The sequence below is a fragment of the Mediterranea sp. An20 genome, from assembly GCF_002160055.1.
GTDB lineage: Bacteria > Bacteroidota > Bacteroidia > Bacteroidales > Bacteroidaceae > Bacteroides > Bacteroides avicola.
Genome location: NZ_NFJV01000011.1, coordinates 66,066 through 81,650 on the forward strand (window position 1 = coordinate 66,066; position 15,585 = coordinate 81,650).

12 protein-coding genes and 1 pseudogene are annotated in these 15,585 nt (G+C 49.9%); 9 read left to right on the plus strand and 4 right to left on the minus strand.

Features of this window, described 5'->3' with window-relative positions:
• Positions 1 to 6: 6 nt before the first annotated feature.
• Both B5F34_RS08105 and B5F34_RS08110 read right to left on the minus strand, forming a co-directional pair.
• Positions 7 to 1,005, minus strand: coding sequence for a DUF6282 family protein (locus tag B5F34_RS08105; RefSeq protein WP_087337122.1), 999 nt, complete (start codon positions 1,003 to 1,005; stop codon positions 7 to 9).
• A gap of 273 nt (positions 1,006 to 1,278) precedes the next feature.
• Entirely contained in the window at positions 1,279 to 2,151 is an 873-nt protein-coding gene (locus B5F34_RS08110) for a helix-turn-helix domain-containing protein (RefSeq protein ID WP_087337124.1), read from the minus strand.
• A 157-nt stretch (positions 2,152 to 2,308) separates the two neighbouring features.
• On the opposite strand from B5F34_RS08110, the gene B5F34_RS08115 reads away from it, so the two are divergent.
• From B5F34_RS08115 to B5F34_RS08135, 5 genes are all read left to right on the plus strand, one after another.
• Positions 2,309 to 2,968, plus strand: a complete 660-nt coding sequence (locus B5F34_RS08115; protein WP_087337130.1) for an outer membrane beta-barrel protein — start codon at positions 2,309 to 2,311, stop codon at positions 2,966 to 2,968.
• 17 nt (positions 2,969 to 2,985) lie between these two features.
• Positions 2,986 to 4,122: a BamA/TamA family outer membrane protein gene (locus B5F34_RS08120; RefSeq protein ID WP_087337133.1), complete on the plus strand. Its 1,137-nt coding sequence runs from the start codon at positions 2,986 to 2,988 to the stop codon at positions 4,120 to 4,122.
• Between the two features lie 98 nt (positions 4,123 to 4,220).
• Positions 4,221 to 5,228 (plus strand): DUF6268 family outer membrane beta-barrel protein, encoded by a 1,008-nt coding sequence (locus B5F34_RS08125; RefSeq protein WP_087337136.1) that lies wholly within the window; start codon positions 4,221 to 4,223, stop codon positions 5,226 to 5,228.
• Positions 5,229 to 5,305: 77 nt separating this feature from the next.
• Positions 5,306 to 5,545 carry a surface protein gene (locus tag B5F34_RS08130; RefSeq protein WP_087337139.1) on the plus strand — a complete coding sequence of 80 codons (240 nt, stop codon included), beginning with the start codon at positions 5,306 to 5,308 and terminating at the stop codon, positions 5,543 to 5,545.
• Entirely contained in the window at positions 5,535 to 5,885 is a 351-nt protein-coding gene (locus B5F34_RS08135; protein ID WP_087337143.1) for a type II toxin-antitoxin system RelE/ParE family toxin, read from the plus strand. The genes B5F34_RS08130 and B5F34_RS08135 overlap by 11 nt, the downstream gene beginning before the upstream one ends.
• Positions 5,886 to 5,948: 63 nt before the next feature.
• Here the strand turns inward: B5F34_RS08135 and B5F34_RS08140 are convergent, their stop codons facing one another.
• Together B5F34_RS08140 and B5F34_RS08145 are read right to left on the minus strand one after the other, a co-directional pair.
• Complete coding sequence (locus tag B5F34_RS08140; RefSeq protein WP_087337145.1) at positions 5,949 to 7,103, minus strand: iron-containing alcohol dehydrogenase; 1,155 nt, start codon at positions 7,101 to 7,103, stop codon at positions 5,949 to 5,951.
• Positions 7,104 to 7,393: 290 nt separating this feature from the next.
• Positions 7,394 to 8,221: a hypothetical protein gene (locus B5F34_RS08145; RefSeq protein ID WP_087337148.1), complete on the minus strand. Its 828-nt coding sequence runs from the start codon at positions 8,219 to 8,221 to the stop codon at positions 7,394 to 7,396.
• An 88-nt stretch (positions 8,222 to 8,309) separates the two neighbouring features.
• On the opposite strand from B5F34_RS08145, the gene B5F34_RS08150 reads away from it, so the two are divergent.
• The 4 genes and pseudogenes from B5F34_RS08150 to B5F34_RS17880 all read left to right on the plus strand — a co-directional run.
• Entirely contained in the window at positions 8,310 to 9,752 is a 1,443-nt protein-coding gene (locus B5F34_RS08150; protein ID WP_087337151.1) for an HD domain-containing protein, read from the plus strand.
• Between the two features lie 148 nt (positions 9,753 to 9,900).
• Positions 9,901 to 12,108 (plus strand): WD40 repeat domain-containing protein, encoded by a 2,208-nt coding sequence (locus tag B5F34_RS08155; protein WP_087337276.1) that lies wholly within the window; start codon positions 9,901 to 9,903, stop codon positions 12,106 to 12,108.
• 194 nt (positions 12,109 to 12,302) lie between these two features.
• A complete protein-coding gene (locus tag B5F34_RS08160; protein WP_087337154.1) occupies positions 12,303 to 15,110 on the plus strand; it encodes a caspase family protein in 2,808 nt (935 codons plus the stop codon).
• Positions 15,111 to 15,446: 336 nt separating this feature from the next.
• A pseudogene (locus B5F34_RS17880) lies at positions 15,447 to 15,560 on the plus strand (pantothenate kinase); the annotation flags it as partial.
• Positions 15,561 to 15,585 lie beyond the last annotated feature (25 nt).

Consider the following 15,585-nt stretch of genomic DNA (forward strand, 5'->3'; position numbering starts at 1 on the left):
TCTACCTTATTTATCCAAACCTATTAGCCATGCAGGATTGCTGCGCACCAATAAGTCAATGTCGCTTTGAGGGATGCCTTCTGCCTGCAATTTCAGGATGCAATCCCTCATGCCCTCGATGGGGTGCGGCATGACAGCCTGCCCTAAGTCGGTGGAGATGAAACTCCGCGTGGGGGCAATGCAGACCAATGAGGTAAACTTCTCAATACTTTGCCGTTCGTATTGAGGCATCTTGCTTCCTTCTCCCCAAAGACAAGGCAAGTAACAGTATTCGATGTATGCACCCAAGTCGATGCATCTCCTGATCTGGTCGGGAGTCATTGTCCATATTGATGAATTGGCGTGGGTAATGACTACTTTCTTCACGCCTACCTCTTGCGCTTTGCGTGCAAGGATAATGCTTTCTTCGGGTGATGAATGCCCGGTGGCAAAGATGATATTCGCATCGGCACATATCTCCATTACCTTCACTACTTCCGGAAGCACCCGGCCGGCATTGTCTAATACGGGAATCCCTTTTCCTTTTCGTTTCTCATATTGATATTGATAGGCGGCATCCAACGTCGGCATCCAGATGCAGCGGCACAGCCCTCCACTGGTTTCAACGGCTTTCTGTGCGGCAAACGGGTTTACCTTGTCTCCATGCACCTTGTTCATGCAGAAACTACCGAAGCACTCTGCGCCCGGCAATGCTTGTCTGATGATATACGCCCTGTCGTGGCAACTGAAATCATTGGATTTGAACATTACGCCACGGTATCCGGCACGCATCGCATCTTGCATGAAACTGTATTCGTCCACCGAACGCTCGCGTGAATCCGGGTGACAGTGTAGATGGATGTCGCACACACCCTTCAATAACCCGTCATCGGCAAGGTCTGCACCGTCCATTGAAGCTTGCAGCCGATTTATTGCTTGGGTGGGAATGGCAGTGGAAGCAAGCCATGTGCTTCCCGCTACAAAGGATGTTTTGATGAAATCTCTTCTGTTTATTTTTCCGTTCATGACAACTCCCTGTTTTTTTATGCAAAGGTAGGAGGGGTTTGCGTGAATGGGCGTAACAAATTCACGGAGATTTGTAATCCTTTTACTGATTTATTGGGGGCAGTTGCCTTGGGCGTATCATTCTGCTGTTCACCTCTGAAAGAAAACTCTTGTGCCTGTCTTTCGTCTGGTAGTAGGAGGGTGTCCGTTGGTCGCTTATTTCAGCCATTTTCTCTTGCTCATTCTCTTTCTCTTTTGCATTCGCCTTATGGAATTTATACCTTATCTTTTTCTTCAGCGTAGCTTTTCCCCCTCCCGGTATTCTTTGGGCGACAGGCCCACCAAGCGTTTGAAGTACTTTCCGAAGAACGACTGCGAGGGAAAGTTCAGTTCGTGTGCTATCTGTTGCACTGTCAAGGTAGAGGACTTCAGCAGCACTTTGGCCTCCATCACCACGAAATCGTTTATCCAGTCGGAAGGTGATTTCCCGCTGACGCGATGCACCAGGGTAGCAAGGTAACCGGTCGTGATATGCAGCCGTTCGGCGTAGTAGATAACCCTGCGTTCCTGCTTGTAGTGCGTGCGGACTTCGGCAAGGAAGCGTTGCATCAGCAACTCGTCATTGGACAAGCGGCGGCTTTCGGCCATGCTATAGAGATAGGTGCCCAATCCGTAGGCATAGGCGCAAGTGAGGTGGCGCAGCGTCTCCGCCTGGTAAGGGCGTTTCTTCTCGAGAAGGCTGCGGGTCATGTCGCAGTAGTTTCGTATGGCATTCAGTTCGCCGGGCTTCAGGGTAAGGATAGGATTTTCGCGTATGCCGATGGCCAGACTGAAGTTATAGGGCAAGCCCAGGCTGTCGACGAAGCGTTGCGTCATCACTTGGCTGATTCCGCGGAAGTCGTTGCTGACGAAGGTGCGGGTGATGAGTTGCCCCGGCACGTTGACTGCCATCATGCCGGCACGCAATTCGTAGGGCATCAGGTCGATGGTTCCTTGTGTGCTTCCCTCCAAGCAAAGGAAGAAGCCGTAGGTATCCATTTTGAACGGGCGGTCGGGCACTGTGGGATGATTGACGTCGAAAAGAAAGAAGTCGTCCTCAAAGCACAGCGCGTCGGGGCGTGCAGACTTTATCCGTTCACTTAGGCTCAGGAGTTTTACGTTTTCCATTTTATAGAGTCTATTGTATATATTGCCCACAAATATAGCCTATTTCTCATTTCCTTTGACATCGCAGTCGATAAATCGTCCAATACCGTCAAAGAAACGACCTTTCCGTGCATGAGGGCAATGCCTACTTTTGCACCCGAATACAAACTGTACATTTATGAAGAAATATTCCATTATCCTCACGGCTTTTCTGTTGGCTGTTTCTTCGGTCGTGTATGCCCAGACAGCGGATGCACCTCAGACGGAACAACGTCTTACGCTTTCGGGCGGTCCCGTACTTGAAAGTAATCTTTCCGGTTTCTTCCACTCCGGCGTAGATGGAGGCTGTAGCCGGATGCGGGCGGGTGTGTCTGCGGGCGGTTTCCTAGATTTAGGTATCCGGCCGGCCTTTTCGGTGCAGGGCACACTGCTGTTTCACGTCAAACGCAGCGACTTCGAATGGGACGGACAGACGGGCGAGTTCCGGTACGTCGGCGCTGAGTTTGCCGTCCATGCCCTCTATCACTTCCACTTGCGGAGCGGGGCACAGTTCACCGTTGGCCTCGGTCCTTACACGGAGTTCGGCTTCGATGCCACGCTGAAACGCAACGGAGTGAAAAGCAACCTGTATGAAAAGGACACAGACACGGGTCTGCCCATCCTGCGCGACTCGAACACGGGCTTCGCTGTGAAGGTAGGTTACGAGTTGGCTTGCGGCTTGCAACTGAATGCCACGTACAAGGCGAGCGTCACCAACCTGCTGGACGCCAACAGCAACACGGTCAAGATGTACCCACACGCCGTCAGCGTGGGCGTGGCTTATCGTTTTGGTAAATAATCCTTATCCGCAGAGATATGAATAAAAGAAACATCATCCTAAGCATTCTAACACTCATCATAGCCCTTCCCCTCGCGGCGCAGGCGGACTCCACGCGGACAAGCGGACTGAAACGCTATTGGAACAGCTTGGTGCATGGCAACGTAGACCGTACCTTCGAGCGGCAGATGGACTTGAGTTTCATCATCGCTCCCAGCTATACGCGTGAGGGCAGTTTCGGCATCGGTGGAGCGGCCATAGGGCTGTACCGCTTAGACCGGCGGGACTCGCTGATGCAGCCGTCGGACATCTTCCTGTCGGGCAACGCCTCGGTCAACGGCTTCTACACACTGACCGTGAAGGGCAACAACCACTTCCGGGGTAACCGTTCGCGGTTGTCGTACCGGCTGCAATTCCAGAATAAGAACCTGGACTTCTGGGGCGTATCGTATGATGCCTGCCGGGTGAATCCGGTGTCGGGTTACCGCCGCCAAATGGTGCGCTGGGAGTCGGACTACGTCTATAAGCTGACGCCAGACTTCCATGTGGGTGCCGCTCTCAACTTGAACTATACACGGGCAACGCGGCTGACACGTCCGGAATACCTCGCCGGACAACGCTCGTCGTATTTCTTTACCGGCGTGGGGTTATCCCTGCAATACGACACGCGCGACTTCATCCTCAATCCGAAGCGGGGTATCTACTTCCTTGTCCGTGAAGTGTTCTATCCCCATTGGCTGAGCAGCCACGACCGGAACATCTTTGCCACCACCCTCACTTTCGATGCCTTCGTGCCTGTCTGGCGAGGCGGTGTCCTTGCCTTCGACCTCTACGGCCAGTTGAACGGTGACGACGTGCCCTGGACACTGCGCGAAGAATTGGGCGCAGGCACCAGCCGGATGCGTGGCTATTACGCCGGACGTTACATCGACAACAACCAACTGTCTGCCCAAATGGAGTTACGCCAGCACATTTACGGTCGTGTAGGCTGTGTAGCGTGGGCAGGTGGCGGCACGGTATTCCCCAAACCGAGCGGGCTGCGCATGAAAGACGTGCTGCCCAACTATGGGTTGGGCTTGCGTGTGGAGTTCAAGCACAACGTGAATATCCGTATCGACTACGGCTTCGGCAAGGACACGGGCGGGTTTGTGTTTCAGTTTGCGGAAGCGTTTTAAATGAAGAATGAAGAACGAAGAATTTGGCTCTGTCCAGCCAAGGCAATGCCAATGTCCATAGGTGGTAAAGGCTTCGTCCGGAGATAAAAACAGAAAGAATGAAGAAGAGTGTTGTATTGACAATCCTGCTGATATTTTGCGGTGCAATGGCAAGCTATGCACAAGTCATCAGCGACTCACTGGCCAGTGATTTCCGCACGTTCATGGCGAAGAATTTTTCCCGTTACCGTACGGTCAACCTCTATTGGGAGACCAAGTGGGCGCACGACTACACGTTCAGCCTCGACGGACAGGAGGTGGAGAAGATGCGGAAGAAAAACCTGCATACCCTGAAGGCTTCTACCATGATTCCGCTGCTGAAGTTGAGAAAGGTCTCGCTCTACGCCAACCTGGCATACAGCCGCTACCAGTTTGAAGTGTACGACAAGCAGAGCGGGCAGCTGTCGGAGGTCTTCCAACAGTCTGCCTACGACTATTACGAGGGTGGGTTGAACGGCTCGTACTACTTCGGGTTGTTCAACAAACCCATGATTGTCTCGGCCGCGCTGTCCGTGGACGGGTGGAATAAAGGGTTCGGCATGTTCGATGGGACGTTTTCTGCCGTCATGCTGCTGAAGAATACCGAGCGCACCAGCTTCAGCCTGGGCGTTATGGCGCGGACGCTGTTCAGCAGTATGCCCGTCATGCCCGTTGTCACGTGGTGGCACCGCTTCCGCAATCCGCGCCTCAGCGTAGACATCACCATGCCCAGCCAGTTCTACTTGCGTTACGAACTGGAGAAACAGCGCATCTCAGCCGGAGCCTCGATGAGCAGCGAAAACTTCTACCTGCGCACCACGCTGGAAGGCGCCCCGTCCACAGCCTACTACTCCGACGCCGTGCTGAAACCTGAGATTCATTATGAGTACATCCTCAACCACCGTCTCTACTTTTCCGTCCATGCCGGCGTGTCAATGGTAATGAAAAGCGGACTGTATAAGAAGAACCGAAAGGGCATCAAGGTGAAAGATGAGGAAGGAAAGACCGAGGTGGAGCCAGTGGTGAAACAGGACCGCTCGCCAATACCGTTCTTTAATGTGGGGGTGTCATATAGCTTATTCAAGTGATTTCTCTCCTATGCACTTGGATATTGGTCACAAATCCATTATCTTTGCAAAGTCCAATCAATAAAGGAGATATAACAATGAGAGCAACTATTTCGTTAGACAGCCTTTGGCAAACCATTCAAAGTTTATCGCTCAACAATCAGGAGTGGCTGCTGGACAAACTGCAAGAAAACATCCGTGAACAAAAGGAAGAAGAAACGGAATATATCAGCAAGGAAGAAATCCTGGCAGGCATTGACGCAGGGCTGAAAGATCTGAAAGCAGGGAGAATGATACCGGCGGAAGAACTTCTTAAAGAGTTACGGCATGGAATGTAAGATTACCGCCTCCAAGTCGTTTAACAAAGAACTCAAACGGCTAGGGAAGCGTTATGCCTCCTTGGCCGATGATTATGAAACCTTACTTCATGACCTCAAGCAAAATCCTGCCCTCGGCACAGACTTGGGCAGGGGCCTCCGCAAAGTCAGGATGCGTATCTCCTCCAAAGGAAAGGGAAAGAGCGGTGGAGCACGGGTCATTACGTTCACCGTCATTGCCAGCATAGACGAGACCACCATCAACCTCCTCTATATTTACGATAAGTCCGAACGAGAAAATATCTCGCCAAAAGAAATAGATGCGTTGCTAATTGCCAACGGATTCATCGCCCAACCGTAGGCTGTTATACTTGCATTGGATGGCAAGGCAATGAATCCGTCGGCAGGTCGGAGTGAGCCTTTGTTATAGTCTTTCCCTCAGCACCTCAAACAACTCGTCCCTTGTGAACTGCTTGCAGCAGCCGGGCATCAGCAGGCAGGTGTCGGCAGCGGCACGCAGGACTGTCTCGTCCGTAATGCCCATCTTGCTCCAGCGGGTGGGCAAGCCGATTTCCCGGATAAAGGCTTCGAGGGCATCAATGCCGAGAGCGGCGGTCTGTTCCGTCGTATCACCTTTCACGTTCCACACCCGTTCTGCCATGCGTGCCAGCTTCTCCTTACCCTCGGCGAGGAGGTGGCGGTAGAGGGTGGGGTGGATGACGGCCAGTCCCTGCCCGTGGTTACAATCGGTGTAAGCTCCTACGGCATGTTCCAGCATGTGACATTGGAAATCGGTCTGCTTGCCCAGTTTCAGCAGGCTGTTTTCGGCGAGGGCAGAATCCCACATCAGTTCGCCGCGGGCAAAGTCATCGTCGGGATTGGCGATGAGGGCACGCAGGTTTTTGATGACATTGCGCATTACAGCCTCGTTGATTTCGTCGGAAAGATTGTCTCCTTGCGGACGGCCCATATACGTTTCCATGCAATGGCTCAGTGTGTCGAAGGCTCCGCTGACGACTTGCTTCATCGGCAAAGTCTTCGTCAGGTCGCTGTCGAGTATGGCGAAAGTGTGGTAAGCACCGACGAGCGGTTGTTTCAGTTTCTTCGCGGTGTGGGTGATGACCGCTCCGTTGTTCTGTTCGGCTCCCGTGCCCGATGCGGTGACTACGGCTCCCATTGGCACAAACTTCGTGGGGAACTGATGCCGTGTGTACTGCATGTCCCAGATGTCCTCGTCCAGTCGTGCCTGTGCCGATACTATCTTGCAGCAGTCGATGACCGATCCGCCGCCCACGGCCAGGATGAAGTCGATGCCGTATTTGCGCACCAGTTGCGCTCCTTCCTGCACCTTGTCGTAGGTGGGATTGGGCATAATGCCGCCGAAGTCCACCACGTTCTTGCCGCACTCGTGCAGCCATTCCATCAGCGTGTCATACAGCCTCGTGCGTTTCAGCGAGCCGCCGCCGTAGGCCAGCAACACATTCTTGCCCACAAGGGTCATTTCTTCCTTGATTGCACTCTCTGCGCACCCCTTGCCGAAGTGTTGTCGGACGGGGTATTGATAAGTGAATAGGTCCATAACATTCAGATTTTATTGATTAGGGCGCAAAGTTAGGAAGCGGATTAGTGTGTGTCTATACACGGATTACGGATTGAAGCACCAATATCAACGATGCCGAAGAAAAATCTCAGATTAGTCTGCCGACTGATGCGCACAAAGTTAAGGAGGCATCCCCTATGCGGAAAAGCCTCCTCTGCGAATTTTCTCTATACTTTTGAAGTCTGTTTCTTATACCTTGCGGACGTGCTTCTTATACTTTACAGTCCTGCTTCTTGTACCTTTGAAGTAGGACGCTGAGTGTCAGAAGGTTATTCTTTTGTCTTTCTCCGTTTCATGTTCTCTTGGATGAAACGGATTTTCTGGTTGGCCTCTTCGGTCTGTTCTTGGATGTGGGTAAGGGCAGCAAGAACTTGCGACAAAGAAGTTATCAGGCTGGCCGCCTGGCGGTCGGCACTGGTCAGGGTTGTGCTGAAGGTACGGTCGCCCAGATATTCTACTTTCAGATTCTGGTCTTTGTGCGTACTGATGAAAGCGATGACTCCTCCATCTTCGCCTTGTTTGTAGTCGGCTTTTTCTATTTTCTCCCCCAAGTCTTCGGTTTCATAGCTGTCTTTGGAGGGAGGAGTTTGGGCAAAACTGCCGTCAGGCGCAATGACTTTTACTGCCGTGTGATGGATGGAGCGGTTGCCGCAGTAGATAGATGTGAAACTGAGCCCCCCCCGTTCGTCTGTCTGGAAACGGAGAAAAGAGCGGTGAAGGTTCTTTTCAATTACTTGCGAAGGAACCAGGTAGCGGCCGGTTTGCTGGTAGGCCGTATCTTTTTCAAGTACAAAACGAGGCTTCAGCTCTTCCAACTGTTGGCTGGTGGCCTGGAAGCAGCTGTCTAAGTAGGCCAAAGTCTTCTGCTGTTCGGCCAATTCCACATCCTGCAGCAGGTAGATGCCTGCCCGTCGCGTGTCGTAGGCTTTCGGATAAAGTATTTTGATACTGTCTATATGCAGCTTGGCCTCGTTGTATAGACCGGCTTCATAGGCCTGGCGGGCCAGTTCGAGCCGCGTGGCGGCCTTTTTTTCTATATCCTGGCAGGCTGTCAGCGCGCAGCAAAGCCCTGCCAGAAGAAAGACGGACTGTTTCATAATGAGTTGTTCTTCTGTTGACGGCGGCAAAAATAGAAATAATTCCGTATCTTTGCGGTCATTTAGTGAAGAAAAAACAGAAAAATATATGCTGGAACTTACGACAGAAGAACTGAAACGGTGTTTTGAGGGCGAGATATTCCGACAGATTTCTGCCACAGCAGATGAGTTGGGATTGGAGTGTTACGTGGTAGGAGGATATGTGCGCGACATCTTCTTGCAGCGCCCTTCGAAAGATATTGATGTGGTGGTAGTGGGCAGTGGCATTGCCATGGCCGAGGCTTTGGGCAGGCGGCTTGGCAAGGGTGCCCACGTGTCGGTGTTCAAGAATTTCGGGACTGCCCAGTTGAAGTACCGGGGCACGGAAGTGGAGTTCGTAGGGGCGAGGAAAGAGTCGTATTCGCATGATTCACGGAAGCCCATTGTTGAGGATGGCACGCTGGAGGATGACCAGAACCGGCGCGACTTCACCATCAATGCCTTGGCGGTGTGCCTTAATAAAGTAAGGTATGGTGAACTGGTGGACCCGTTTGATGGCATGGGCGATTTGAAAGAACGGGTCATACGCACGCCTTTGGACCCGGATGTGACTTTCAGCGACGACCCCTTGCGCATGATGCGCTGCATACGCTTTGCTACCCAATTGAATTTTTATATCGACGACGAAACGTTTGAGGCACTGGGACGGAACCGGGAGCGCATTTCCATTATTTCGCGGGAGCGTATTGCCGACGAACTGAACAAGATTATCCTTGCTCCTGTACCCTCGAAGGGATTCATCGACTTGGACCGTTGCGGGTTGCTGGAGCTTATTTTCCCGGAGCTGGTAGCGATGCAGGGAGTGGATATGCGCAACGGCAGGGGGCATAAAGACAACTTCTACCATACGCTGGAAGTGCTGGACAATATCAGCAGGCATACAGACAACCTGTGGCTGCGCTGGGCTGCGCTGTTGCATGATATAGCCAAGCCATTGACCAAGCGTTGGGAACCCAAGGTGGGCTGGACTTTCCGCAATCATAATTTTGTAGGCTCTAAAATGGTGCCTGACATTTTCCGGAAGATGAAGCTGCCTATGAATGAGAAAATGAAATATGTGCAGAAACTGGTGAGCTTGCACATGAGACCCATCGTGATTGCCGATGAGGAGGTGACAGATTCTGCCGTGAGACGTTTGCTGTTTGAAGCCGGAGACGATATTGATGATTTAATGATGCTCTGTGAAGCAGACATAACTTCGAAGAACCGCGAGCGCAAACAGCGTTTTCTGGACAACTTCCAACTGGTGCGCCGTAAATTGAAAGACTTGGAAGAGAAAGACCGGATACGCAATTTCCAGCCGCCTGTAAGCGGGGAAGAAATCATGCGGACCTTCGGACTGCCGCCTTGCCAGCAGGTGGGAGTGTTGAAGGCATGTATCAAAGATGCCATTTTGGATGGGGTGATTCCCAATGAATATGAGGCTGCACGTGATTTAATGTTAAAGCGGGCAGAGAAAATGGGGCTGAAAAGAGTAGATAATAATGCTTAAATTTGTCCGGTTAGTCCCTTTTTTGAATGTTTTGGTCTATAAAACTGAATGGACAGTGAAAAAACGCTACTTTCTTGTTCTGTGGGTTAAGAAATAATCTTTATATTTGCGAACAGAAACAAATATGAATGATTTTATACACACGTTTATGAATGCTAAAGGATTTCGGTATCGCCTTGTCTTGGGAGGTACCTTGTTTGTTGCCTTTACCCTGATGGGTGGACAGGCATGGGCGCAGGTCAAAGAAAAGCGTAATTTTGCGTCTGACAAAGACATTGCGTCTTTTGAGAACACAACGTTCTGCACGGCCTTCTTGGACGAGCATGGTTCGTTGTACACCTTACGCGACATTGCTATCGTGGATATCAGCGACATTGACAAAATTGCCTTCAATCCGACTGGCAGCTCATTGGCTCTGATCCGTGGTGACAAGAACATTACTATTTATTCGTTCCGTCAGCGCAATCAGAGGCTCTTTGAACTGAAAGATAAACGTAAGGGACTGAAGGATAGAGAAGTGCTCGCACTGGATGTGCCGACTGACTTGTCGGAAGTTGAAGGTCCGTTGATGAACCTGACAGAACAGCAGGTGAAACAGCTAAGAAAAGGCAAACGCATGCCTTTGGCTATGTGCTATGCACCGGATGCGCGTCATTTTATGGTTTCCAACTCTTTGGGAGAAATCGTAATCTATGATACGCGTGCGTACGAACCGCAGGCCTATATTCAGGGAAAGTCCTTGGCTACGACCTTGGCGGTAAGCTCAAATAATTATTTTATTGCAGCCGGTACGGGCAAGAGTGTGGACATCTGGAATGTACGCACCGGAGAATTGCGCAAGAACCTGCCTGTGACAGGCCTGGTAGTTGGATTGGATTTCTCTGCCGATGCTTCCCAATTGGCTGTGGTCACTGATGATAATTGTTTGAGTATCTGGGACACGAAGACTTGGAATAAGGTCGCTGTTTATGACAAGTTGGGTGGCAAACTGGCTTCACCTTCGTTCCATCCGCAAGGCAAGTATGTGAGTGTGGTGAGAGATGGGAATGCCATTCTGGTGGTGAACCTGAAAAACGGTGCCGTAGAGCAGACTTTGGAAGAGAAAATGGGCGGTGTATTGAGCAGCCGTTTCTTTATCAACCGCCAAAACAGCGAGGTTTTCATGATTTCTAATCGCCCGAACAGTCTGGTGTTCTGGGATGCCAATGGCTTGAATCCTTTCTACGGCAAACTGTTGAATGACGAGGTGGATGCCCGCATGAATGAATGGGTGAAAATGATGCAGGGAGAAACCATGGAAGAATATGCTATCCGTGTGAATGACGAGACTCGTCTGAAGCAACAGCAGCTTTTCGCTCAGGAAGTGGCTACGGAATTGGCCGGTGACCGCTTGGCTATTGAAAACCCGTTCGTGGGCGATTATGATGAATCTACGAATAAGTTGAACATCGGATTCAATACGTTACCTTCTATTGCGATTGACGTGCCGGAGGGTGAGTTGGGCGACTTTAAGGACGGTAGCCTGAAGTTCAATAATGCAGTGTATGTATTGAATGACAAAGATGAATTCGAACTGGCTTACGTGGAAGTCTTGAATGAAACAACCAATAAGGTCTATATCTATGACAATATTGGCCGCACGAAACTGACGGCTCTGGAGGCAGATGAGAATTTTGTACCTTTGGAAATCATGCAGCAAGCAAGTCGGGAAGAAGTGCAGTTGCAGGAAATTAAAGAAGCCGTAGTAGAGGAAAAGAAACAGGAAAAGCTTATTACGGAAAACACTCAGATTGATGTGAAAACAGAAGTACAGGCAGATGTGGATGCTGATGGGAATAAGATTTACAATTACAAGGTAAGCTACCAGTATGAGGTTATCAATAAAGCTTATTCTGCCAAGGAAGACTTCCCGTCGGGAGGTTATGATATAGAACGCTCCAACGCTGCTATGTCGTTGATGAAAATCATCAAGAATGCCTTTGAAGGTGATTTCGCTAAATATTTGGCCGAAGGAAAGCAGGTGAAGATTATCATTACGGGTTCGGCTGATGCCAGTCCTATCCGTGGACGTATAGCCTATAGAGGTCAATATGGGGAGTTCGTGGACGAACCTTATTATAAGGATGGAAATCTGGACAACATCACTGTGACAAAGGCTTCGGGCATTACTACCAATGAGCAACTGGCTCTGTTGCGTGCGGCAGGTGTGATGGATTATGTGAAGAAAAATGTAACGACCTTGCAGAACACAGACAACCAGTATGAATTCCATGTGGAAGTAGCCAAGGAGCGCGGTGGAGAATTCCGTAAGATCAATGTGCAGTTTGTCATTGTTGATGCTTTCCCCGTGCAGTAAAATGATTCTCAGACGGTTGTTTTGAAGTGAAAATAGCAAGAGGCGTTGGCCTTTTGTATATTGGTGGAAGTTAAGTCAATATCCTCTTCGGAGTACGGTCCGTTGCGGGGCTGAATATTGGCTTAACTTCTTAACTGCTTGATAAAGGACCGACTGAACAGCAAAGAGAGAAATTCAAATTGATACTATTATATATGAAACGTAGATTCACACTGACTATTGTTATGATGTTGTTGGTGGTATGTGGAAAGGCGCTTGCACAAGATGCGGCTTCTGCTTCCCAGCATGCCAACCAACAATATGTGCTTTATGAGAGTGAGCGTGACAAAGGAGGGACTCCCGATGTGATGTATGGCTATTTGCTGGAAAGCTATCGGGAGTATCTGAAAGTTTTGTCGGCTCCGGATAATGAATCGTATCTGACAGGCACAAAGAACCGTTTGCGCAGTATTTATCCTTGTCTGTTGGATGCGGCCATTTATTATTCCAACCAAAGGGACGCTGCTAAAGGGCTGGACTTTGCTGCTGCGTATATTGAATTGCCTCAGCTGCAGATTTTCCAGAGCGAACTGTTGCCCAGGGCTTCCAACTATTCATCGGTTGTTTATTTTGCTGCCGTGGCTGCTTACGGGCAGCAGAAGTTTTCGCAAGCCATTGACTTGTTTAATGAGTATCTGAGAACCGGCGACAAAACACAGGAAAAAGACTGCTATGTGTATCTGAACCTGATTTATATGTCGCAGAAAAATTATGCAGAACAGGAGAGGGTGTTGGAAGAAGCCATCGCCAAGTATCCCGTGTCGCTGGATTTTCTGTACAATCTGGTGAACGTACACATTGCAACCAATGATATGCCGAAGTTGTTGAGCGCCATTGACCGTATTTTGCAGGTAGACCCCAACAACCAGCAAGTATTGCCCATCAAGGCACGTATCATGGAAATGCAGGGCAAGAATGAAGAAGCACTGGAGATTTACAAACGGCTGTATGCCTTGTCGCCCAACAGCTTTGAACTGCTGACGGGACTGGCCCGTGCCAATTTTAATGTGGCAACGGAGATTGTGAACAGCGGACTCAAGATTGCCAACGATGCCGAATATGCTTTGATACGGCAGCGCGCTTCCGGTTATCTGTTAGAGGCAAAAGACTTGTTCCTGAAGATATTGGAGAAAGAACCTACTTCCAAGAAGTATATGCAGGGATTGGCGGGCGTTTATCAGTATATGGATATGAAACCCGAATATGAGGTGCTGTCTAAAATTATAGCCGACGGAGCATCGTATGAAACATTCTCTTCGCGCCTGCTGGCTTATAATGAGGCAATGAAGAAGATGCCTGCTGCCGCTGCTACAGAGAATGAGCCGGTACCTGTGCCGTTGGAACCTGCACAATTGGTGATTCGTGTAGACAGCTTTATGGATGGTAACAACAATAAAGTGATTGATGCCGGCGAGAGTTTTGCTGTAGAATTCACCATCGAGAACAGAGGAAAGGGAGATGCCTATAACATCCGCCTGAGATTCTCCGAACAGCAGGGGTATGACGAGTATTTCGATGGACCGCGCGAGCTGGATGGTGGAAACATCCTGGCGGGTGCCTCGAAGACCTATACGTTCCGTTATCTGGTGAAAAAAGAGATGCCTACGGCACTGGCTAAGATTAATATCTATGCTTTTGAGGCCAATGGTTTCGATGCAGACCCGGCCGAACTCGTGGTGAATACCCAGGAATATGCCATGCCTCGTTTGCGTGTGGCCGACCACCAGTTCTTTGCGGCCGACGGTTCATCTATTACCTTGGGTAAAAACGGACGTTTGACATTGGCTTTGCAGAATTATGGCGCAAAGACCGCGCGGAATGTGAAATTGAACTTCAAACTGCCACGCAACGTATTTACGACCGATATGCCCGAAATGGTGGTAGACAGCATTGCACCGGGCGAAGTGGCTACGCTGGATTATGGATTCTTGGTGAACAAGCGTTTTGACGGTGATTCCATTGCCGTGATGGTTACTGTGACGGAAGACACGCATTCTTCTTATCTCAATGAAGCCTATAAGGTAAAGTTGGGTGAATATCTCACGGCTTCGAGTGCCATTAAGATTCAGGGCAATGTAACACCCCGCAAGGTGGTGGCCAAAGACTACCATCTGACTTTCGACAGCGAACTGCTGGAGGATATTCCCGTAGGAGCCGTGAACCCGCACCGTTATGCGTTGGTCATCGGTAACGAAGATTATAGCATGACCGGTGCCAATGCGGAGATTAACGTGCCTTATGCCGTGAATGATGCGCTGGTATTCCGTGAATATTGCGTGCGTACATTCGGTGTGCCCGACAATCAGATTCGCCTGGTGCCCAATGCCACGGCTGGTATGATGCACGAACAGTTGGACTGGCTGATGAACATGGCAAGTGCGGATCCTGAAGCTGAACTGATATTCTATTACTCCGGACACGGCAATAACGATGAGGCCACCAAGGAACCGTATCTGTTGCCGGTGGACATTACGGGTAAGAACATCCGTCTGGGCATTTCGCTGGCCGACCTTTACAAGCGTCTTTCTTCCTATCCCATCAAAGGTGCGTATGTCTTTCTGGATGCCTGCTTCAGTGGAGGCTATAAGAGCAATGCGCCCCTCATAGCGCAGAAAGGCGTGCGGGTAGTGCCCCGAATGGGTGTGCCACAGGGGCATACGTTGAGTTTTTCGTCCAGCAGCGGCGACCAGACATCGAGCGTTTATCACGACAAGAAACAAGGATATTATACTTATTTCTTGATTAAAGCCATCAAAGATGCCGGTGGCAATATTACGATGAAGCAGTTGTTCGAGAAAACAAATGCCGACGTGAAGCAGGCTACGGCACTGATTGGCAAGATGCAGGAACCGCAATATATGGTTTCTCCCACGTGGACAGAATGGGCCGACATCCAACTGATGACTCCGGCCGATAGCGGAAGCGCAGGAGCAACAGACGGACAACAGGCGGTTGCTGAATAAACCGGAAGAAACGACTGTCGTACAGGGAATTGACTCTTATATATGATGCACTTGCTGCTAATCGCTACGCAGGGTGTTTCTTATTACTTGGCAGTCCGTTTCTTATAGCTTGGCATTCGTTGCCGAAAAGATTGTCGGCATTGTCGGTGTTAAGTCGGTCGGTCGGAGAAGAAGAATCGGACAGGAAAAGAAGGCTTTTCAGAAGACCTGTTCGTAGGTTTGTTTGAAATGGAAAAATGGATTCCGGAGATTCCGCAAGAGGGCTCTGGAGTCCATTTTTTTAAGGAATCAGACTCGTTTTTTTCTCGTAGATACGAGCCTTGGCAGTCGTTGCAAGTCAGTGCTTAGAAACATAAATAACTTGAAGTTTTATTTTTTTTAACGAGTATAGTAGATTTTTCTTTTGATACCAGCCGAAAAAGTGTCATCTTTGCAGGCAGTTTTCTATAACTGGAGAAATTAAATTGATATTTTA